The sequence below is a fragment of the Streptomyces sp. NPDC057697 genome (assembly GCF_042799335.1).
Taxonomy (GTDB): Bacteria; Actinomycetota; Actinomycetes; order Streptomycetales; family Streptomycetaceae; genus Streptomyces.
This window is the reverse complement of record NZ_JBHVJA010000004.1, coordinates 112,897-133,820: the sequence shown is the minus strand read 5'-3', so window position 1 is coordinate 133,820 and position 20,924 is coordinate 112,897. Positions and strand designations below refer to the sequence as shown.

General features: G+C 72.4%; 14 protein-coding genes. 7 read left to right on the top strand and 7 right to left on the bottom strand.

The features are described from left to right. The first annotated feature begins 168 nt into the window (after positions 1-168). From ACFVFH_RS13780 to ACFVFH_RS13755, 6 genes are all read left to right on the top strand, one after another. Positions 169-1,341 carry a substrate-binding domain-containing protein gene (locus tag ACFVFH_RS13780; protein WP_383767070.1) on the top strand — a complete coding sequence of 391 codons (1,173 nt, stop codon included), beginning with the start codon at positions 169-171 and terminating at the stop codon, positions 1,339-1,341. A 14-nt stretch (positions 1,342-1,355) separates the two neighbouring features. After that, positions 1,356-2,990, top strand: a complete 1,635-nt coding sequence (locus ACFVFH_RS13775) for an FAD-dependent oxidoreductase (protein WP_383767067.1) — start codon at positions 1,356-1,358, stop codon at positions 2,988-2,990. 109 nt (positions 2,991-3,099) lie between these two features. Further along, positions 3,100-4,203: a Gfo/Idh/MocA family protein gene (locus tag ACFVFH_RS13770; protein ID WP_383767065.1), complete on the top strand. Its 1,104-nt coding sequence runs from the start codon at positions 3,100-3,102 to the stop codon at positions 4,201-4,203. Then, on the top strand, positions 4,200-4,925 hold the full coding sequence (locus tag ACFVFH_RS13765; RefSeq protein ID WP_383767062.1) for a polysaccharide deacetylase family protein: 726 nt from the start codon (positions 4,200-4,202) through the stop codon (positions 4,923-4,925). The genes ACFVFH_RS13770 and ACFVFH_RS13765 overlap by 4 nt, the downstream gene beginning before the upstream one ends. 46 nt (positions 4,926-4,971) lie before the next feature. Continuing rightward, on the top strand, positions 4,972-7,980 hold the full coding sequence (locus tag ACFVFH_RS13760) for an alpha-mannosidase (RefSeq protein ID WP_383767059.1): 3,009 nt from the start codon (positions 4,972-4,974) through the stop codon (positions 7,978-7,980). A gap of 191 nt (positions 7,981-8,171) precedes the next feature. After that, positions 8,172-9,911 (top strand): protein kinase, encoded by a 1,740-nt coding sequence (locus tag ACFVFH_RS13755; RefSeq protein ID WP_383767057.1) that lies wholly within the window; start codon positions 8,172-8,174, stop codon positions 9,909-9,911. 12 nt (positions 9,912-9,923) lie between these two features. Here ACFVFH_RS13755 and ACFVFH_RS13750 read toward each other — a convergent pair whose 3' ends face one another. From ACFVFH_RS13750 to ACFVFH_RS13720, 7 genes are all read right to left on the bottom strand, one after another. Continuing rightward, complete coding sequence (locus ACFVFH_RS13750) at positions 9,924-10,553, bottom strand: hypothetical protein (protein ID WP_383767055.1); 630 nt, start codon at positions 10,551-10,553, stop codon at positions 9,924-9,926. Then, positions 10,550-11,233, bottom strand: a complete 684-nt coding sequence (locus tag ACFVFH_RS13745) for a hypothetical protein (protein ID WP_383767052.1) — start codon at positions 11,231-11,233, stop codon at positions 10,550-10,552. The genes ACFVFH_RS13750 and ACFVFH_RS13745 overlap by 4 nt, the downstream gene beginning before the upstream one ends. A gap of 142 nt (positions 11,234-11,375) precedes the next feature. After that, complete coding sequence (locus ACFVFH_RS13740; RefSeq protein WP_383767049.1) at positions 11,376-12,350, bottom strand: acetylxylan esterase; 975 nt, start codon at positions 12,348-12,350, stop codon at positions 11,376-11,378. Between the two features lie 114 nt (positions 12,351-12,464). Further along, positions 12,465-15,260, bottom strand: a complete 2,796-nt coding sequence (locus ACFVFH_RS13735) for a sugar-binding protein (protein WP_383767046.1) — start codon at positions 15,258-15,260, stop codon at positions 12,465-12,467. Positions 15,261-15,429: 169 nt separating this feature from the next. Beyond that, positions 15,430-16,356: a carbohydrate ABC transporter permease gene (locus tag ACFVFH_RS13730; RefSeq protein WP_383767043.1), complete on the bottom strand. Its 927-nt coding sequence runs from the start codon at positions 16,354-16,356 to the stop codon at positions 15,430-15,432. Then, positions 16,356-17,387: a carbohydrate ABC transporter permease gene (locus tag ACFVFH_RS13725; RefSeq protein WP_383767040.1), complete on the bottom strand. Its 1,032-nt coding sequence runs from the start codon at positions 17,385-17,387 to the stop codon at positions 16,356-16,358. The genes ACFVFH_RS13730 and ACFVFH_RS13725 overlap by 1 nt, the downstream gene beginning before the upstream one ends. 57 nt (positions 17,388-17,444) lie before the next feature. Continuing rightward, positions 17,445-18,827 carry an extracellular solute-binding protein gene (locus tag ACFVFH_RS13720; protein ID WP_383767037.1) on the bottom strand — a complete coding sequence of 461 codons (1,383 nt, stop codon included), beginning with the start codon at positions 18,825-18,827 and terminating at the stop codon, positions 17,445-17,447. A 230-nt stretch (positions 18,828-19,057) separates the two neighbouring features. Between ACFVFH_RS13720 and ACFVFH_RS13715 the strand changes: the two genes are divergently transcribed. Then, the gene (locus ACFVFH_RS13715) at positions 19,058-20,863 is read left to right on the top strand and encodes a hypothetical protein (protein ID WP_383767035.1); all 1,806 of its coding nucleotides are present in this window, start codon (positions 19,058-19,060) and stop codon (positions 20,861-20,863) included. Positions 20,864-20,924: the final 61 nt, after the last annotated feature.

The window sequence follows — 20,924 nt, the reverse complement described above, 5'->3', positions numbered from 1 at the left end:
CGAGGTGCTCCGGAGCACCGGCATGACGCATCAAGGCAACACAACCCCGGCCTTGACGCACTAAGTTACCGATCCTTCCGCTGCAACCCCCTTGAAATAATGCGTTAACCACCACCACACTGAGATCGGCGTCGATTGACGCGTCAAAGTCGAGAGGGTGGTGGCTGGATGGGTACGTCCGGGCCCAAGTACCAGCGCATCAAGGACGAGTTGCGGGCCGAGGTGGCGCGCGACGAGTTCGAGGCCGGTGCCCCGTTCATCACGCAGAACCAGCTGCGCGAGCGCTTCGGCGTCAGCTCGACGACCGCCGTCCGGGCGCTCAACGATCTGGTCGCGGAAGGTCTGTTGGTGCGTCGGCGCGGTCGGGGCACGTTCGTCGCCGACCCCGACGGCCGGGCGGCGGAGGCCGCCGCCGCGCCCCGGTCCGGTGTGATCGCCTGCGTCATCAGCGGCCAGGGGCCGTATCAGTCGGAGGTGCTGCGCGGGATCGAGTCCGGCTGTTCGGACCGCGGGATGCGGCTGTTCTTCTCGGACTCCGCGGTCCACATGTCCGAGACCGGGCACGCCGACCAGGGCGCCTCGCTGGCCCGCCAGGACCAGGCGCTGCGCCAGGCGGTCGAGGACCGGGTCGACGGCATCATCCTGTACCCCGTCGAGGAGGCGCCGGGCGCCGACCTGCTCGACGAGATCAGGCGTCTGCGCATCCCGATGGTCCTGGTCGACCGGTACTTCCCGGACCACGCCATCGACGCGGTCACCGCCGACAACTACGACGTCGGCTACCGGCTCACCGAGCATCTGCTCGCCGACGGCCACGAGCGGATCGCGACCCTCTGGGGCGAGACGCGGTGCACCAGCGTCCACGACCGGATGACCGGGCACAAGCAGGCGCTGCGCGCCCACGACCAGCCGCTGCTCCCCCAGTTGACCGCTCTGCGCTCGTACACGGCGTTGCCGGAGGACGAGCGCAAGCGGCTGCTGACCGGTCTGCTCGGCTCGCCCGAGCCGCCGACCGCTCTGCTGTGCGCCCATGGTTTCGCGGTCGCCACCGCCGCCGCCGACCTGGCCGCGCTCGGCGTCGCCGTGCCCGACGAGATCGTGCTGGCCGGAATGGACGACGCCGGCCCCTACGACCTGCTGCCGCTGACCAGCTTCGCCGCCCGGCTGCCCGCCAGGGAGATCGGCGGACGCGCGGTCGAGCAGCTGGTCACCCGGATCGCGGAGCGCGCGGCGGGCGAGGACCCGTACCGCGGTGCCGAGCAGATCGTCCTTCCCGTCCGGATCAGGACGAGCGAGTCCGTACCGGTCCGGCTCCGTACCGTCGCCGCCCGCCGGCCCTGAGGGAGGAGACTCCTGTGTTCGCCGCCCCCACCCCCCGTACCCGCGAACTCGGGACCGACGTCCTGGTGGTCGGTGCCGGTCTCGGCGGTCTCGCCGCCGCGCTGACCGCCGCCCGCTTCGGACACCGCGTCGTGCTCACCGAGGCGACCGACTGGCCCGGTGGACTGTTCACCGCGCAGGCGGTGCCGCTCGCCGACGGCCACCGCATCGAGCTGGACCCCGTCTCCCCCGGCTACCGCGACCTGCGCGAACGGATACGCGACTTCTACCGGCGCAACTACCCTTTGTGCCCCGAGCCGTTCGCCGATCCGCTGCTCGATCCGGGACTCAGCACCACCGGCCACCTCAGCCACGAGCCGCGCGCCGCGCTCGCGGTCGTGCAGGAGCTCCTCGCCCCGCACCTCGCCTCCGGCAGGATCACCCTGCTGCTCGGCCACCGCCCGGTCGCGGCCCAGGCGGACGGGGACCGGGTGGCCTCGGTCACCCTGGCGGCGCAGGACCGCGAACCGCTGACGGTCGGCGCCCGCTACGTCGTCGACGCGACGGACCTGGGCGAGCTGCTCGCCCTCGCGGGCGTCGAGCACGTCAGCGGGGCCGAGTCCCGCGAGGAGACCGGCGAACCGCACGCGCCCGCCGCGGCCGACCCGCTGGACCAGCAGCCGGTCTCCTGGGTCTTCGCCCTGGACCACCGTCCCGGCGAGGACCACACCATCGACCGGCCGGACGGGTACGCCCGGTGGTCCGGCGGCTTCTCCTGGGAGACCGCCGAGCCCGGCGGCGGCCCGGCCCGCTCCGTCCCGCTGTTCCTGCACGAGCCGGACGACGTCCCGCCCTGGGCCGCGCCGCCCAACGACCGCTGGCACCAGCTGCGGGCGCTGGCCCGGAGCCGGTACCTGCCGGGTACGTTCGACAGCGACATCACCCTGGTCGACTGGGAGCAGACCGCCTACGCGGGGCTCCCGCTCGCCGGGGCCCAGGACGGCGTGCGGGCACGGGCCGAGCGGGAGGCGCGCGAGCAGGCCCTGTCGTTCCTGTACTGGATGCAGACGGACGCGCCCCGGCACGACGGCGGTCGGGGCTACCCCGAGCTGCGGCTCCGGCCCGATGTCACGGGCACGGACGACGGTTTCGCCAAGGCCCCGCACATCCGCGAGTCCCGGCGCGTCCGTGCCGAGTTCACCGTACTGGAACACCATCTGACCGCCGCGGCACGGGCCGGGGCGCCGGGCGCGGAGACCTTCGCGGACAGCGTGGGAACCCTGCGCTCGCGGATCACCCTGCGCCCCGGGACCGGTGGCGGCGCGGGGCTGGACCTGGAGTGCCTGCCGTTCCAGCTGCCGCTCGGTGCGCTGCTGCCGGTCCGGGTGGAGAACCTGCTCCCGGCCGGACGCAACATCGGCGCCACCCATCTCAGCGCACCCGCGCTCGGGGGGCACGCGGGCCAGTGGAGCATCGGCGAGGCCGTCGGCGCGCTGGTCTCCTACTGCCTGGAACACCGGCTGCCGCCCCGCGCGGTCCGCGCGGGCGAGCGGCGGCTCGCCTCCTTCCAGGACCGGTTGAGCACCTCCCTCGGTCTCGCCCTCGACTGGCCGGACCGGCTCCGCACCGGCCCGGTCAACAGCGCCGGGGCCCTCTACGCCACTCTCTGACCCTCGCTCCACCCGCCCTTCCCCCGGGAAGGGCGCCTTTCCGACCTGCTGGAAAACGCTTACCCATCGCGGCGGCACACGCCCTCGGCCCGAATGGCTCCCTGTGACTGTGACTCCCTATCGTGTACTGCTCGTCGGCGCGGGCAACATCGCCCGTGCCGTCCACATGCCCGCGTTCCTCGAACTCCCCTCGGACTTCGCGGTGATCGGCGCCGTCGACGCGGATCCCGCGGTCGCCCGTTCCTTCGCCGCCGACTTCGCGCTCCCCCACCACTCCACCGATCTCGCCGCCTCGCTGGGCGAGCTCCGCCCCGACCTCGTCGTCATCGCCTCGCCGCCCGTCGCCCACCGGGAGCAGGTCGTCGCGGCCCTGAGGGCGGGGGCCTGGGTGTGGTGCGAGAAGCCGCCCGCGCTCAGTCTCGCGGAGTACGACGCGATGACCGCCGCCGAGGGGGAGCACGGCCCGTACGCCCCGATCGTCTTCCAGCACCGGTTCGGCTCGGGCGCCGAGCACGCCAAGGCGCTCATCGCCTCCGGGGAGCTGGGGCCGCCGCTGGTCGCCCACTGCCAGACCACCTGGTACCGCGACGACGCCTACTACGCCGTTCCCTGGCGCGGGACATGGGCCACCGAGGGCGCGGGCCCCGCGCTGGGACTCGGCATCCACCAGATCGACCTGCTGCTCGAACTGCTCGGCGACTGGGCGGAGATCCGGGCCATGGCCGGGCGGCTGGCCCGCGACGTGGAGACCGACGACGTCACCACCGCCACCGTGCGCTTCGCCTCGGGCGCGCTGGCCACCGTGGTCAACAGCGCCCTCTCACCGCGCCAGCTGAGCCATCTGCGGATCGATCTGCGGGACGCCACGATCGAACTGAACCATCTCTACGGGTACGGGAACGGCGACTGGACGTACACCCCGGCGCCCGGTGCCGGCCCCGGCCGGGCGGACGGCTGGAACTCCCCGGCCGAGTCCGTCCCGAGCTCGCACTCCGCGCAGCTCCGCTCCCTCCTGGCCGACCTGCGGGCCGGGCGGCGGCCCAGGGCGAGCGCCGGGGACGGCCGTCGCTCCCTGGAGCTGATCACCGCGATGTACAAGGCGGCGCTCACCGGCCGGACGGTCCTGGCCGGCGAGATCGTCCCCGGCGACCCCTTCTACACCGCGCTGCACGGCTCCGTACCCGGCTGGGCGCCGCCGGAGGCCGGGCGATGACCGACCGTCCGCACCGCACCGCCGACCGCGCCCTGCTGCTCACCTTCGACGACCGGCACGTACGCGCCTGGGCCGCCGCAGCCCCGCTGTTCGCGTCGTACGGGGCGCGAGTCACCTTCTTCGTCTGCGAGCCGGACCGCCTCGACCGGGACGAGGTGCGGCTGCTGCGCCGGCTCGCGGACGACGGCCACACCATCGGCTGCCACGGCCTGCGGCACGAACGGGCGCCCGCGTTCGTCGCCGCGCACGGCGCGGGCGCCTATCTCGACCGGGAGGTGGTGCCCGCCCTCGACGGGCTGCGCCGCCTCGGCTTCCCCTCCCGCGCCTTCGCCTACCCGTGCAGCGCCCGGGACGAGGACACCGACCGGCTGCTCCTGACGCTCTTCGAGCGGCTGCGCGGCGGCGTGCCCGTGGACCGTCGCGCCGATCCGGCCCTCGCGGCCGAACTGCACGTGCCCGCCGACGCCCTGGCCGACCGGCGGGTCCTGCTCGGCTGTTCGGTGGACTCCGGACGCGGGAGCCTCGCGTACGGGGACGATCTGGGCGGCGTCGAGGCGGCGCTGCGCCGGACCGCCGAGCACGGCGGCGTGACCACGCTCTACGCCCACTGTGTCGCCGACGCCCACGAGGCCAACCATGTGACCCCGGCCCGGCTGGAGAAGCTCCTGGCCGCGGCCGACGGGATGGCACTGCCCTGCGTGGGCTTCGACGAGCTCCCGTGAACCACTACCGCGTCGCACACATTTCATCCAGAGGGGCCCTTCACCCATGCATGACGACCGCACACTGACCGAGGAACGGCTCGACCGCGCCCTGCGCGAGCGCATCCGCCCCGCCGTCCACCCCCGCACGGCGCCGCTGGAGTTCGAGGTGTGGCACGCCCCCGGCGAACCCGTGCCCTTCGCCGAGGCGATGGCCGCCCCGTTCGGGCCCGGCGCCGTCGGCGACGACTGGGGGCCGGCCTGGGGCACCAGCTGGTTCCGGGTGACCGGCCGCGTCCCGGCGGAGTGGGCGGGTGAGACCGTCGAAGCCGTGATCGACCTGGGCTTCGCCAAGGACCGGCCGGGCTTCTCCGCCGAGGCGCTGGCCCACCGGCCGGACGGCAGCGTGATCAAGGCGCTCAACCCGCGCAACACCTGGCTGCGGGTCGGTGAACCGGTGGCGGGCGGCGAGGAGTTCGCCTGCGTGCTGGAGGCGGCCGCCAATCCGGAGATCCTGGACGGCGTCAGTGCGCTGGGCGACCGGGAGACCGCGGGCGGCGAGCCGCTGTACCGGGTCGAGCGGATGGACCTCGCGGTCTTCGACCGGCAGGTGTGGGAGCTGGTCCAGGACCTGGAGGTGCTCGACCAGCTGATGCGGCAGCTGCCCCTCGGTTCGGCGCGCCGCTGGGAGATCCTGCGCGCGGTGGAACGCTGCCTGGACGCGCTCGACCTGGATGCCGTGGGCGCGAGCGCGCCCGCCGCCCGGGAACGGCTGCGCGCCGTCCTCTCCTCCCCCGCCCACGCCTCCGCCCACCGGCTGTCGGCGGTGGGTCACGCGCACATCGACTCGGCGTGGCTGTGGCCGCTGCGGGAGACCGTGCGCAAGGTGGCCCGCACCACCTCCAACGTGCTGGCGCTGATGGACGACCGGCCGGAGTTCGTCTTCGCGATGTCGCAGGCACAGCAGCTGGACTGGCTGCGGGAGCACCAGCCCGCGCTGTACGCGCGGGTGAAGGAGAAGGCGGCCGCCGGCCGGTTCGTTCCGGTCGGCGGGATGTGGGTGGAGTCGGACACCAACATGCCGGGGTCGGAGGCGCTGGCCCGGCAGTTCGTGTACGGCAAGCGGTTCTTCCTGGAGGAGTTCGGGATCGAGACCGAGGAGGTGTGGCTGCCCGACTCGTTCGGTTACTCGGCGGCGCTGCCGCAGCTGGTGAAGCTCTCGGGTTCCCGCTGGTTCCTCACCCAGAAGATCTCGTGGAACACGACGAACCCGTTCCCGCACCACTCCTTCCTGTGGGAGGGGCTGGACGGCACCCGGGTGTTCACCCACTTCCCTCCGGTGGACACCTATGTGGCCGAACTGTCCGGCGAGGAGCTGGCGCACGCCGAGGAGAACTTCCGGGACAAGGGGCACGCCACGCGCTCGCTCGTGCCGTTCGGCTGGGGCGACGGCGGTGGCGGCCCCACCCGGGAGATGCTGGCGCGGGCCGAGCGGCTCGCGGATCTGGAGGGCTCGCCCCGGGTGGCGATCGAGCGGCCCGCGGACTTCTTCGCCGCCGCCGAGGCGGAGTACGAGCGGCCGCCGGTGTGGCTGGGCGAGCTGTATCTGGAGCTGCACCGCGGCACGTACACCTCGCAGGCGCGCACCAAGCAGGGCAACCGGCGCAGCGAACATCTGCTGCGGGAGGCCGAGCTGTGGGCGGCCACCGCGGCCGTCCGGACCGGTTTCCCCTATCCGTACGAGGAGTTGGACCGGATCTGGAAGAGCGTGCTGCTGCACCAGTTCCACGACATCCTGCCGGGTTCGTCGATCGCCTGGGTGCACCGCGAGGCCGAGGCGACGTACGCCCGGATCGCCGGTGAGCTCGAAGCGGTGATCGGCGCGGCGCAGCGGGCCCTGGCCGGTGCGCCGGTGGAGGGCTCGGCGGTGGTGTTCAACTCCGCTCCGCACGGCCGGGCCGGCATCGCGGCGGGCGGCGCGGCGCCCGCCCCGCGGGACGTGGAGCCCGCGGTGGAGGTCGAGGAGACCGGCTCCGGCTTCCTGCTGGACAACGGGCTGCTGCGGGTGACCGTGGACGCGCGGGGGCTGGTGGTCTCGGTCGTGGACCTGGTGGCGGGGCGCGAGACGGTCGCGCCCGGCTGCGTGGCGAATCTGCTCCAGGTCCACCCGGATCTGCCCAACCGCTGGGACGCGTGGGACGTCGACTCCTTCTACCGCAACACGGTGACGGATCTGACCGGGGCGGACGTGGTGCGCCGCAGTGGTGACGGCGTCGAGGTGGTGCGTACCTTCGGCGCGTCCCGCGTCACCCAGCTGCTGTCGCTGCGGCCCGGGGCCCGGCGGCTGGACATCGACACCGAGGTGGACTGGCACGAGCAGGAGAAGTTCCTCAAGGCGTCGTTCCCGATCGATGTGCGCGCCGACCACTCCACGGCGGAGACCCAGTTCGGGCACGTCCAACGGCCGACGCACACCAACACCAGCTGGGAGGCGGCCAAGTTCGAGATCTGTGCCCACCGCTTCCTGCACGTGGGCGAGCCGGGCTGGGGTGCGGCGCTGATCAACGACTCGACGTACGGGCACGATGTGACCCGTACGGTCCGCGAGGACGGCTCGACCACGACGACGGTGCGGCTGTCGCTGCTGCGGGCGCCCCGCTATCCCGACCCGGCGACCGACCAGGGGGTGCACCGGCTGCGGTACGCGCTGCTGCCGGGGGCGACGATCGGTGACGCGGTCCGCGAGGGCTGGCGCCTCGGTCTTCCCGAACGCCGGGTGGCGGGCAGCGCCGAGGTCGCCCCGCTGGTCTCGGTCGACGAGGACGCGGTGGTCGTGACGGCCGTGAAGCTCGCCGACGACGGCAGCGGTGACGTGGTGGTCCGGCTCCACGAGGCGCACGGCGGGCGGGTCTCGGCCCGGCTGACGGCGGGCTTCGCGCTGGCCGGGGCGAGCGTGACCGATCTGCTGGAGCGCCCGCTCGCCGACGAGCCGGCCGAGGTGGACGGCGACGCGGTACGGCTGCGGCTGCGGCCCTTCCAGATCCTGACGCTCAGGCTCACGCCGGACGGCCGCTGAGAGCGGGCCGGGCGGCCTCGGACGACAGGGCGCACGCCATCCGGTGCGGGTGTCTCCCCGCGCGGTGCCGGTGACGGCGCGGGAAGCCGCGCGGGCCGGGGCGTGGCCGTCCGGTCGGAGGGCGTCCGGCGGGCTCCGGGGCCCGTGGGGCGGGTGCGCACCGCCGCGGACCCGCCCCGTACTCTTCTGCCATGAACGCTGGGGGGCCTGTGCGCCGTGTGATCGACAACCGTTTCGAGCTGGTGAACAGGCTCGGCAGCGGCGGTATGGGCATGGTGTGGCGGGCCCACGACCTGGCCCTGCACCGTGATGTGGCGCTCAAGGAAGTACGGCCCCCGGACCCGGCGCTCGCGGAGAACGACCCGGAGTCGGCCAGGCTGCTGCGCGAACGGGTGCTGCGCGAGGCCCGTGCGCTGGCCCGGCTCGACCACCCGGGCGTGGTCACGGTCCACCACATCGTGGACGGCGGCGACGGGACGTATCCGTGGATCGTGATGGAGCTGGTGCCCGGCGCCTCCCTGGCGGAGCGGCTGGCGGAGGGCACGCTCGCCCCGGCCGAGGCCGCCGGGCTGGGCCGGGGGGTGCTGTCCGCGCTGCGCGCCGCCCACGCGGCGGGCATCCTGCACCGTGACGTCAAGCCCGCCAACGTACTGCTGCGGGCCGACGGGAGCCCGGTGCTCACCGACTTCGGCATCGCGGCGATCCGTGAGTCCACCAGTCTGACGGCGACCGGTTCCATCATCGGCTCCCCCGACTACATGGCGCCCGAGCGCATCCGGGGCGAGGAGGGCGACCCCTCGTCGGACCTGTGGTCGCTCGGCATGATGCTGTACGTCGCCGTGGAGGGCCGCCATCCGCTGCGCAAGGCCACCACACTGGCGACGCTGGCGGCCGTGCTGGACGAGGAGATCCCGCCTGCCCGGCAGGCCGGTCCGCTGGCTCCGGTGCTGGACGCGCTGCTGACCCGGGACACGGCCGCGCGGCCCGGTCCCGAGGAGCTGGACCGGATGCTGGCGGCGGTGGGCGAGGCGGGTGCCGGGGGCCCCCGGGACACCGCGGGCCCCCGGGACTCCGTCCCGCCCCGCCAGGACCCGCCCACCCGGCAGGACGCGGTGCCGCCCGGCTTCGGCCCGGCGGACCCGACCACCGTCCTGCCCTCCGCCCCCGTCGGGGGTGCCGCCGGAAGCGTGCGGGGGCCCGGCCGCCCCTCCGCCGCGGCTCCGCCGCGTCCGGCGCCCGCGACCCTGGGGAGCCGGGAGATCGGCCGCCGGGTCCGGCGCGGCCGTGTCGTCGCGGTCACCACCACGCTGGCCGGTACCGCGCTGACCGGCGCCCTGGTGTGGTCGCTGGTGCCCGACGGGGACACCGGGGCGTCCGGCCCGGACACGAAGGTCTCCGGCAGCGCCCCGTCCGCCCGGGGCGGTGCCGCCACCCCCGATGCCGGGAAGAAGGACGGCGCGCAGGAGGCCGGGGCGCCGACGAAGAACCTGCTGACGCCCGCCGGCGCGCGCTCCGTCGTCGCGGCGCTCAAGCCGGTGATGGGCGGCACCGAGGTCACGTCGTTCACGCTGTACGACGTGCACGCGAGCGTCGAGGCCCCGGTCGCGAAGAACAAGGGCCTGTACGACGTCTACACCTACCGGGAAGGCAAGGCCGCCCGCGATCGCGCCGGCGGCACCCTCCGGCCGGACGCCAGGTCCGTGGACCTGGAGAAGATCGACTGGGACGCCCTGCCGGGGCTGATCCGCCGGGCGGACAAGGAACTCGGTGTCGCCGAGCCCACCACCCACTACGTGGACATCGACCCGGCCTCCCCGTTCGACGGGTACCGGCCGACGCTCAGCGTCTACGTCTCCGACGAGTACGGCGGCGCGTATCTGCGGGCCGACATCCACGGCAAGGTGCTCAAGAAGTATCCGCGCAACGGCTGACCCCGGTGCGGGTCAGCCGAGCAGTCGCATCAGCGTCAGCAGCACGGCCGCGCAGACCACGCCCGTCACCAGGGTCCAGAATCCGGCCGGGAGCCCGGCGGCCCGGTCCTTGACCACGGTCGGTGCCGGGGCGCCGGCCGCACGGGCCAGCCACGCGCGCGGCGGATCGTCGGGGACGACGACCCGCCAGGGCTGCTCGGGGTCGTACTCGACGACGGCCCTGGAGCGGTGCGTCAGCCCTTGCACGTCGAGCGGGTGACAGACCTGGATCCGGTACGCGGGGCGGTCTTCGGGCATCACGGTCAGGTCGAAGGCGAAGACGGAGTTCACCGACCGTCCGTCGAGGACCGGCCGGCCGGCCTTCCTGTCGACGGTCCGCACCCCGTTGACCACGGCGGGTGCGAAGGCCCGGGGCCCGCCGGAGCGCAGGCCCGTCATCACCGTGCTCGTCCGCATCGGCTCGGCCACGTCGCCGAGGACCGTCAGGACCAGAGCCGTCGCGGGAATGCCGGTGATCAGCAGCCAGCGGGGGCCTTCGACGGCCCCCTGGACCAGCGCGGCCAAGGCGAGTCCGATGAGGAGCGCGGCCATCAGCCTCACCACGTTGAAGAGCCTGCGCAGGGACGATATCGATGCGTTCATGAGATGCGCAGCAGCTTTCGGTGGGGAACCGCGACCCGGGTACGAGCGGGGTCGTCGGGGCGGTCGGGGTCGTACACGGCGAGGACGTCCCGCTTGAGGGCGACGCGTTCCACGACGGTCGGGACCTCGTGCCGCACCCCGGCCTCGTCGTCGAACACCACGGTGACCTCGCCGTACTTGCGGCCGACCGGTCGCCAGCCCTCCAGCACCGCGTAGGCCGTGCTGCTGCGGCGGGACAGCCTGCGCAGTCCCGCGGTGCGCCGCAGGCTCACCGCCGCGCCCCACCAGGCCGCGAGGCAGCCCACGCCCGCGGCGGACCACAGGAAGGTGAGCCATTGGGAGACGGAGAAGTCGGCCAGCGGAAGGAAGATGTGGAAGCTGGTGACGGTGGACCGCTCGACCTGCCCCTCCGCCAGCGCGTCGTACCAGCCGGCCGCGGCCGCGACGGCGGAGAGTGCGATCATCGCGCCCGGCGCGGCCCGGTGCAGGTACCGGGCGGACAGCAGCCCGAGGCCGACCGCGAAGGCGATGCCGAGCATCGGTGACATGGAGGCGAGCTGGTCGCTGGCGCAGCCCCCGGCCAGGTCGCAGGACCACTTCACACCGGCCGCCTCGTGACTGGAGATGTACCACATCATCCAGACCTGCCACACCATCAGCGCGCAGGCGATGACACGCATCGCCTGCGCATAGGCTTTCTGCCGCACTGTCCGCCCTTGTCCTCGCCTGCGTCACGGGCCTTGACGTGCCCCGGTGGACGATATACGTGCCGTGCACACTCTGTCCGTGATCCACACCACGCCGGCCGGTGCGCGGCAGGGCTCAGACCTGCTTGTTCAGGGCCTTCGGCACCCATCGGAGCTGGGCGGCCTCCTGGAACATGGCGCCGCCCTCGTGCCCGTTGAAGGGGTAGACCTCGATCTCCTTCTCCCCCGGGTACGCGTTGTGGGCGGCGAAGACCGTGGACGGCGGGCAGACCTGGTCCATCAGGGCGACGGAGAAGAGCGCGGGGGCGCTGCCCCGGGCGGCGAAGGACACCCCGTCGAAGTAGGAGAGGGTGCGCAGCGCGGTCTCCTCCTTGCCGCGGTGCATCTTGAGGTAGCCGGCTATCTCCGCGTACGGGTTGGCGTCGGTGAGGGTGACGGCGCGTCCGAAGTGGCAGAGGAACGGGACGTCGACGGCGATGGCGGCCAGGTCGGGCACGAGCGCGCCGACCGCGAGGGTGATGCCGCCGCCCTGGCTGCCGCCGAGCGCGACGGTGCGGGCCGGGTCGGCGAGCGGATGGGAGCGGGCGGCTTCCACGGCGCGTACCGCGTCGGCGTGGACCCGGCGGTAGAAGTAGTTCTCCGGGTCCTCGATGCCCCGGGTCATGAAGCCCGCGAGGGAGGGGCCCGAGCCGACCGGGTCGGGGGTGTCGCCGACGTTGCCGCCGCTGCCCTGGCCGCGTACGTCCATGATGAAGTGGGCGAAACCGGCCAGCGGCCACATGCCCCAGCAGTGCGGCAGGCTGCGTCCGCCGTTGTAGCCGTGGAACTGTACGACGAGCGGGAGCGGGCCCTCGGCGTCCGCGGGGGCGCTGAACCAGCCCTTGACCGGGTGGCCGCCGAAGCCCGCGAACGTGACGTCCCAGGTGCGCATGCCGGTCAGTCCGGTCTCGACGGGTTCGAAGGAGACCGCGGGGTCGTGGGCGCGGGTCTCCGCGAGGGTCTTCGCCCAGAACGCGTCGAAGTCGTCCGGCTCGTCGATCTGCGGCCGGTAGGCGCGGAGTTCGGGCAGCGGCATGTCGAACAGAGCCATCGGGCTGGTCTCCTCACGTCGGGATGGCGAACAGTGTGCCGTGCGGGGGTACGGCATGGAGCGGCGGGGCCGGGTGCTGTCAGGTGCACCCGGCCCCGCCCGTCATGGGGGTGGTCAGTCGGTCAGCTGGACGGCCCGCAGGCCGGCGGCGCTCTTGGAGTTGTTGGCGATGGAGCCGCCCCACTCCGACCAGCCGCGCGCCCGGCCGTCGTTGTCGCTGTCGTTGACGACGAAGCCGAGTCCGATGGACCGGGCGGGCTTGCCGGTCAGGCCGAGCGAGGCCCACGGCACCGTCACGGTGTAGTGGGTGGTGGTGCCGTCACGGGTGATCCGCGCGGTGGCTCCGGGGGTCGGACCGGCGGACTGGCCGGACGGTGCCCGCCAGGTGTAGACCTGCGGCTTGCCGCCCACGAGCGAGGCGCCGAACTCGACGTACTGCTTGCTGCGGCCCGGCGCCTGCGGGGTGACGGCGAACTGGATGCTGTCGCCCTGCCACATGTTCTCGGCGGTGGTGGCGGGCTGCGCCAGCACGTTGTCGGTGATCGTGCCCTTGAGCACGAGTCCGGCGTCGTCGTACTGGGGCCGGACGGTGCCGGAGAGGTCGGCCGCGCCGTTGTAGCCGCCCGTGTACTTCACCGAGCCGTCACCGATGACGTCGATGGGGGTGGTGGTGTCGGTGCCGGCCGGCTGGACGGCGCCCCAGCCGTTCCAGACGCCGACGGCGGTCCTGGCTCCGTCGGGGGTGTTGACGTAGGCGGCCGTCCAGTAGCGCTTCCACTGCTTGATGTTGCGGGCGTCCACGGTGTACGAGGCGCTGGTTCCGGGGCCGACCTCGATCGGGCCGTCGATGGTGCCCCGGTCCAGATAGGTGGTGCCCTCGTTCACCTGCCAGTCCAGCTTGGTGAGTTCGAGCGGGCCGCGTACGCGGTTGTTGGTGACGGTGACCTTCAGCGCGGCGGCGAACGGGGCCGCCTTCTTCACCACCGGATCGAAGGTGACCTGGGTCGGCGGCAGCACCTCGGTGTCGGAGGTGAGGCGGGCGAGGTTCAGCGGCCCGAGCCCGACGGTGCCGCTGACCGTGCGCGAGCCGGTGAGGGCGGAGGTGGGCAGTTGGACGGTCTGCCGGACGACCTTGCCGGGCCGTGCGGTCACCCGGTACTTCTCCCCGGCGATCTTGAAGTCGTAGCGCAGCGGCAGCGGCGTCCGGCCCTGGGTGCCGTCCACCTGGAGCACCGCGTCGACGGTCTCCTCGGTGTTGGAGTGCTGCGGCAGCCGGAGGGAGAAGGCGGGGCCGCTCACGGCCTTGACCGCGCTCACCGCGCCCTTGACGTACAGCACCTTGCCGTCGATGCCGAGCTGGACCTTGCCACCGACCGGGAGATACGTCTTCTCGTGTCCCATCTGGTCGGTGACGGTGACCGGACCGGTGGCCGACAGCTCGGCCGTACCCGGAGCCGCGGCGGTGGTATAGAGCGCCCGCACGGTGTTGCTCCCGGTGCCGAAGCGGTACGAGCGGACGTCGGCGGAACCGGCGTCGTCGCGGCCGGCGTAGGCGCGGCCCGCGAGCTGCCGGATCAGTACGCCCTCGGTCACCACGGACGGCTTGGGCTGCCAGGCCTTGACCTCCGCGGTGGGGCGCTTGAAGGCGCCGAAGTTGTGTTCCTTGTTGGTGGCGTCGGTGCCGTCGTTGGTGAGGTCGTACCAGTAGTAGCGGCTCACTCCCGAGGCGAACGAGAAGATCTGGGCACGCGGTACGTACGTGGCCTGCTCGGCGGGGGTGACGCCGTCGCTGTGGGTCGGGTAGCCGTTCTCGGTGATCCAGAGCGGGACGGCCTTGCCGCCCGCCGCGTCCAGGTCGGCGCGTACCTGCGGCAGCGTCGCCAGCGCGGTCTCGGGCGGGCTCGGGTAGCCGTACTGGTGGACGCTGAGCGCGTCCAGGTACTTCAGGCCGCCGATCGCGTAGAGCCGCTTCAGCCAGTCCGTCTGGAGACCGGCCAGGCCGCCGCCGACGACGGTGGCGTCCGGGACCTTGGCGTGCACCTTGCCGTAGCTGGCCTGGAGCAGCTTGAGGTAGCAGTCGGCGGTGATGCCGCAGGTGCCGTTGTTGAAGCCGGTCGAGTTGTACTCGTTGTAGATCTCGATTTCCTTGGTGGACTGCTGGTACTTCTCCACGGTGGCGGCCGTGAATTTTCCGTACGCGTCCAGCGCCGCGTCGGAGGCCGGTGTCCGGTTGCTGTCGTAGTTGGGGTTCCGGTAGCCGGAGATGGGCAGGGCGGTCAGCCCCTGCGTCTTGGCGTACGGGATCTGCTGGTCGGTGGAGTAGCTGCTCCAGGAGTACGCGCCGGGGGTCTTCTCGATGGCGCCCCAGTTGATGTCGGAGCGGACCCCGTGCATGCCCATCAGCTTGACCGAGCGCAGCAGCTTCTGGTCGTCGCCGTCGTTCCACCCGTAGTGGATGCCGGTGCCGAAGCGGGTGTCCTGCTGTTCCTTGCCGGTCAGCGCGGTCAGCACACCGAAGTTGGCGGTGCGGGTGGTGGCGCCGGCGGTGGCCGTGAGCGTGTAGTAGCCGCTGCCGAGCGCGGTGACGTCGACGGTGGCCGTGCCGCCCGAGACCGGTGCGGTGCCCGACGCGACGGTCAGGCCCTGGTCGTCGACGGCCTTCCAGGCCACCGAGGCCTCGTCGGAGGCCAGGGTGATCTTCGCCTGTCCCTTGACGAAGACCAGGTCGGGCGAGGTGACGGTGAGGGCTCCGGCCGCGTGGGCGGCCGGGGCCGTGCCGGGCAGCGGTGCCACCGCCAGCAGGCAGCCGAGCAGGGCGGCCGCGCCGCCCCACGCGGCGGACCGTCGGGGGCGACCCATTATTCTGGCCGGCACCAGAGGACCTGGCCGGATCGTGCCGTTCTGTTCCATCGAGGCTTCCTCTCGATCGGATCGGCGCGGTGCGTTTCGGTGGTTCCCGGGTGGAGGTGTGCTCCGTCGGCTGTACCCCGGCGGAGCACACCGGTCCCGCTGCCGTCGGCGCGCACCGCTGCCGCCGCCGGCCGGCGCGGAGGGGTCCGCGCCGGTGCCCGGGTGGTTCTCACCCCTTGAGGCCGGTGAAGCCTCCCCCGCCGCGTACGATCTGCCGCTGGAAGATCAGGAACAGCGCGACCGGGGGCAGGATGGCGAGCAGCATCCCGGCGATGAGCAGCGACTGTTCCGCCGTTTCCGCGAGGCGCGGCAGTGCGGCGGAGATGGGCTGCTTCTCGGTGTCCGGGATGACGATCAGCGGCCAGAGGAAGTCCTTCCAGGAGTTCATGACCGTCAGCAGGGTCACCACCGCGAGGATCGGCCGCGACATGGGCAGCACGATCCGGCGGAAGATGATGAACGGCCCGGCGCCGTCGACCTTGGCAGCCTCGAAGAGTTCGCGCGGGATGCCGTCGAAGAACTTCATCACGATCAGTACGGTGAACGCGCTGGCTGCGTGCGGCAGCCAGACGCCCCACGGGCTGTTGGCGAGCGAGATGCCGAGGCCGGGCAGGTCGAGCACGGTGAGGTAGAGCGCCACCAGCGAGATGGAGCCGGGGATGAAGAGGGTGGCGAGCACCATCCACCGCACGGGCGTGGCCCACTTGGGGCGCAGCACGGACAGGACGTAGCCGCCGGTGGTGGCGACGACGAGGTGGGCGACGACCGAGCCGGTGACCAGGACCACGGTGTTCCAGAGGTACTGGCCGACCTGGAGCTCGCTCCAGGCGCGGGAGAGGTTGTCCCACTGGGTGTGGCCGGGCCAGAGCGCCAGCGGATCGCGCAGCAGCTCCTGGGTCGGGGAGACGGCGCCCTTGAACGTCCAGTAGAGGGGCGCCGCCCCGAAGGCGAGCAGCAGCAGGAGCGAGAGGGTCTGCACGGAGCGGAGCGAGAACCGCACGGAGGTCCGCCGCCGGTCGGCGTCGGAGATGAGCCCGCGTCCGCTCTCCTCGGGACGCTTCCCGCGGCGGGTGCGGAGGGGAATCTGTACGGCCATCAGTTGCTCCAGCTCCTCGTCGCCCGCAGGTAGATCGCCGAGAGCACGCCGAGCACGAGGGCCAGCATGACGCTGAGCGCGGTCGCGGCTCCGAAGTCGCCGTTCTGGAAGGCGTAGTTGTAGATCAGCATCAGGACGGTGAGCGTGGAGTCCTCCGGGCCGCCGTCCGTCATCACGAAGGGTTCGGTGAAGATCTGAAGGGTGCCGATGATCTGGAGCAGCAGCATGATCAGGATGACCCCGCGCAGGGACGGCAGGGTGATGTGCCAGACCCGGCGCCAGATGCCCGCGGCGTCGATCTCGGCTGCCTCGTACAGCTCGGTCGGTACGGAGCCGAGCGCCGCCAGATAGATGATCACCGTGGAGCCGAATCCGGCCCAGGTGGCTTCCAGGACGATCGACAGCATCGCGGTGTCGGTCGACTGCAACCAGGGGTACGGGCCGAGGCCCACATGGGCCAGCAGCTGGTTGAACAGGCCGGCGTCCGGGTCGTAGAACACCTTCCACAGCAGGACGGAGACGACCGGCGGGATGGCCACCGGAAGGTAGGCGAGGATGCGGAACAGCGTGCCGCCGCGCCGCAGTTCGGAGATGAGCACCGCGAGGAAGAGCGGCACCGGGAAGCCGATCACCAGGGCGAGCACGGCGAACAGGCCGGTGTTCTGGACGGCCTTCCACAGCAGCGGGTCGTCGAGCACGTGGCGGAAGTTGTCCAGGCCCACCCAGGTGGCGGGGTCGACCAGATTGGTCTGCTGGAAGCTGAGCCGCACGCTCTGGACGATCGGCCACCACGAGAAGTAGGCGAAGCACAGCACCATCGGCAGGCCGAACAGGATGGTGGTGACACCTCCTTGCCTGACCCAGCGGACGAAGCGTTCCGCCGGGCCGCCGCGCTGCGGGGAGGCGGCGCGCTGCGGCCCGTCGGGGGTCCGCGGCCGGGCCGCGGACGGGCGGGCGCGACGCTGTTTCCTCGTCCGGTCCTTCCGGGTGCGCTCCCCGGCGGGCGCCGCAGGCGCTCGTGACCCGCTCATTGACGTCTCCTCGCCTCTCCTCGTGCTGTGCTCACTGCCTGATGTGCCGGACACGCCCTAGTTCTGCGCCCGCTCCACCTGGGACTTGACCTGTGCCGCGGCCTTCTTCAGCTGCTCGGCCGGGTCGGCGTCCCGGCGGGTCAGTACGGCCTGCACGGCGCTGTCGAGGGCCTTGTAGACGTTCTGCGCCTCGACGGGCGGCTCGATGCGCAGCTCGTAGTCGCCGAGCGATCCGGTGTACGGGGCGAAGTGCTCGACCGGCACGTTGGCCTGCTTGCCGACGGCGGCGTCGACCGGGCCGGCGATGACCGGCTTGTAGAACGGCACGGACGGCACGCCGACGACGGAGCCGTCCTTCTTCCTGGCCACCGCGTCCTTCTCGGCGAGTGCGACGTCGTACTTGACGGCGAGGTAGTAGAAGTCGATGAACTTCGCGGCGGCCTCGCGCTGCCGGGCGGTGGCCCTGGGGCTGATCACCGCGATGGTGCCGCCGGCCAGGGTCTGCTTGTTCCCGCCGTCGACGGGCATCGCGCCGAGGCCGATGGTCTCGGAGTCGCCCTTGTACTGCTGGATGTAGTGGCCGACCATGCTCGGTCCGGCGATCGTCATGCCGATCTTCCCGGCGGAGAAGTCCTTCTCCATGTCGGTGATGTTGCGCAGCTGGTTCTTGCCCATCGAGTCGTCCGTCCAGCGCATGTCCTTCAGCGCCTTGAGCGACTTCTCCGCGCCGCTGCCGGCCCGGTCGAAGCTGTTGGCCCACTTGCCGCCGGACTCCTCCTGCATGCTGTCGCCGAAGGAGTACGCCATCGCCGTGAGCATCCAGCCGCCCGCGTTCTCCTTGGTCATCTGGGCGTATCCGGTGGCGTCCGTCTTCTCGGAGATCGCCTTGGCCGCCGTGCGGACCTCGGACCAGGTGGTCGGCGGCTTGTCCGGGTCGAGCCCGGCCTTCTCGAACAGGTCGCGGTTGTAGACCAGACCGAGGGCGTACTCCTCGGTGGGGATGCCGTAGAGCTTGCCGTCCGTGCCCTTCGCGGCCCCGAGCACGACGTCGTTGAAGTCCTCGTGGTGCTTCAGCGCCTTGAAGTCCTGGGTGAGGTCGGCGATCTGCCGGCGCTTGATCAGGCCGGACATCTCGGTGAGCGGCACCCTGACGATCGTCTCCAGGCTGCCGCCGCCCACCTTGGTCTGGAAGCTCTGCTGGTCGTACTGGTACTCGTTCGTCTTGATCTTGATCTTGGGGTTCGCCTTCTCGAACTCCGCCACCCGCGCCTCGAACGTCTTGAGCGCTGCCGCGTTGGTCGCGGGCGGGCGCCCGGAGACGGTGATCGTCACCGTGCCGTCGGCGGCCGTGTCGCCGCCGGAACCGGAACACGAGGCAAGCACGCAGACGAGCGCACCCGCGGTGACACCCGCCAGAGCGGTACGCAGGGAGGGTCTCATCGGGGACTCCATTCAGGGGCGGACCGGAAACTGGCCGGAAAGCGTTTTCCAGCCGGGGTCACCTTGCACCGCCCGATATCTCCGCGTCAATGGGTTGGCGCCGGGCTTCTGACCGGGAGTTCACCACATGCCCCTTGCCGCAGCGTTGACGTCGGCCTAGCCTCTGGAAAACGTTTCCCAAGCATTGCCGGAGATCGTCGGCCCGACGATCACGAGCTGGAGGACATCCCGTGGACCCTGCCTGGTCGGCCGCCTCGTACGACCGCGCCCTGCTGCGAGCCGCTCTCGACGAGGGCGACCGCTGCTGGGACGCCGAGGCGAACCTGCTGCGGGTCGAAGCCCCGTACAACCCCATCCACACCCACATCAAGGGCGGTCTCGCCCACCCCACCCGCAACTCCCTGCACTACGCCCTCCTTCTGCTGGAACGGGACGGCGCGGGCGACGCCGAGCGCGCGCACGCCGTGATCCTGCGGATCGCCGGGCTCCAGGACCGCTCGCCGGAGAACCCCACCTACGGCATCTGGGGCTACTACGCCGAGGAACCGGCCGCCGAGATGGACCCGGCCGACTGGAACTGGGCGGACTTCCTCGGCATCGCCCTGCTGCTGGTGCACGCCCGCCACGGCGACCGTCTGCCGGCCGGGGTGCGGCACGAGCTCAGGGAGTCGGTGCGGCACGCGGCCGCGGCGATCGTCCGCAGGAACGTGCCCATGACGTACACGAACGTCGCCGTCATGGGCACGTTCGTGACGCTCGCCGCCGGAAGGCTCCTCGACGACGAGGAGTTGTTCGCGTACGGCAAGGACCGCATGGTGCGGCTCGCGCGGGCCATCGACGGCACCGGCAGCTTCACCGAGTTCAACAGCCCGTCCTACTGGGGCGTCGTGCTCCAGACCCTGACCCTGATCAGGGAGCACGTCGACGACCCGGAGGTGCTGGAGCTCGACGACCGGCTGCACGACCGCCTCTGGCAGCACTTCCTGGCCCGCTGGCACCCGCCGACCCGCCAGCTCTCCGGCCCGATGGCCCGCTGCTACAGCAACGACCTGGGCGTGCCGCCTTTCCTGGCCAAGGCGGCACGCGGGGCGCTCGGCGCACCGGTGCCCAGCCCGGTCCGGGGCGAGATGTCGACCGGGCTGGACGCCTGCGTGGACTACCGGATGCCCGACTGGGTCCTGCCGGGACTGCGGGAACTCGCGGGCGAGCACGAGCACCGGGAGCTGTTCACCGGGGGGCTCGCGCCGGAGACGGGCACCACCTGGCTGGATCCGGTCACCACGCTGGGCAGCGTGAACCACCAGGACACCTGGCTCCAGCGGCGGCCGCTCTTCGGCCACTGGGTGCGTCCGGACGGCTCCGCCGGGCACCTCCACGTCCATCTGGTGAAGGACGACGGGGCGGAGGACTTCGACTTCGCCTCCGGTGTGCTCTCCACCGTGCAGAGCGGCCCGGATGTCGCCTGGCTGGCGGGGTTCGCCTGTCCGGCGGGCGACCGGCACCACCACCTCGACATGATCACACCGGGCGACCGTTTCCGGGCCCGGTCGCTGCGTCTGGTGGTGGACCTGATCGGTGCGCCGCCCGTGGCGGAGACCTCCGTGACCGGCGGCCGGGTGGAGCTCGACCTGGGGACGGCCCGGCTGGACTTCCATCTGGCCGGGGGCTCCTTCGGCGGCCGCACGCCGACGGCCCGGCTGGTCCCGCGCGCCGACGGGGTCCGGATCGAGGTGGTGCTCTTCGAGAGCGCGGCCCCCGTTGAGCTGGACTGGGCGGAGCTCGGCGACACCTTCGCGGCGGGGACCCTGTCCCTGGTGCCTTCGGGGGCGCCGCGGGGCACGGCTCCCGCGCCGGAGGTGGGGACGCGCGGCGACCTCGCCGAGCTGCGGTGGACGACCCCGCGGGGGCACCGGCTGACGGTGCGCGGCGGCCGGTCGGCCGTCTCGCGGGAGGAGCACGCCGCGCTGCACTCCGCGACGCTGGACGGCGCCGCTCCGCCGTCGCCCCGGCTGTCGGACGCCCCGCTGGTTCCGTAGCGCGCGCCGCCCGTGCCGTGGCACCCGGTGGACGGGAGCGGCGGCACGGGCGGGGCCGCCC

What these genes read in the sequence shown, in the direction of transcription:
- ACFVFH_RS13725 (WP_383767040.1), bottom strand. Translation starts at nt 17,387, where the DNA reads ATGAGCGGGTCACGAGCGCCTGCGGCGCCCGCCGGGGAGCGCACCCGG.
- ACFVFH_RS13735 (WP_383767046.1), bottom strand. Translation starts at nt 15,260, where the DNA reads ATGGAACAGAACGGCACGATCCGGCCAGGTCCTCTGGTGCCGGCCAGA.
- ACFVFH_RS13730 (WP_383767043.1), bottom strand. Translation starts at nt 16,356, where the DNA reads ATGGCCGTACAGATTCCCCTCCGCACCCGCCGCGGGAAGCGTCCCGAG.
- ACFVFH_RS13765 (WP_383767062.1), top strand. Translation starts at nt 4,200, where the DNA reads ATGACCGACCGTCCGCACCGCACCGCCGACCGCGCCCTGCTGCTCACC.
- ACFVFH_RS13745 (WP_383767052.1), bottom strand. Translation starts at nt 11,233, where the DNA reads ATGCGTGTCATCGCCTGCGCGCTGATGGTGTGGCAGGTCTGGATGATG.
- ACFVFH_RS13780 (WP_383767070.1), top strand. Translation starts at nt 169, where the DNA reads ATGGGTACGTCCGGGCCCAAGTACCAGCGCATCAAGGACGAGTTGCGG.
- ACFVFH_RS13740 (WP_383767049.1), bottom strand. Translation starts at nt 12,350, where the DNA reads ATGGCTCTGTTCGACATGCCGCTGCCCGAACTCCGCGCCTACCGGCCG.
- ACFVFH_RS13720 (WP_383767037.1), bottom strand. Translation starts at nt 18,827, where the DNA reads ATGAGACCCTCCCTGCGTACCGCTCTGGCGGGTGTCACCGCGGGTGCG.
- ACFVFH_RS13755 (WP_383767057.1), top strand. Translation starts at nt 8,172, where the DNA reads ATGAACGCTGGGGGGCCTGTGCGCCGTGTGATCGACAACCGTTTCGAG.
- ACFVFH_RS13750 (WP_383767055.1), bottom strand. Translation starts at nt 10,553, where the DNA reads ATGAACGCATCGATATCGTCCCTGCGCAGGCTCTTCAACGTGGTGAGG.
- ACFVFH_RS13760 (WP_383767059.1), top strand. Translation starts at nt 4,972, where the DNA reads ATGCATGACGACCGCACACTGACCGAGGAACGGCTCGACCGCGCCCTG.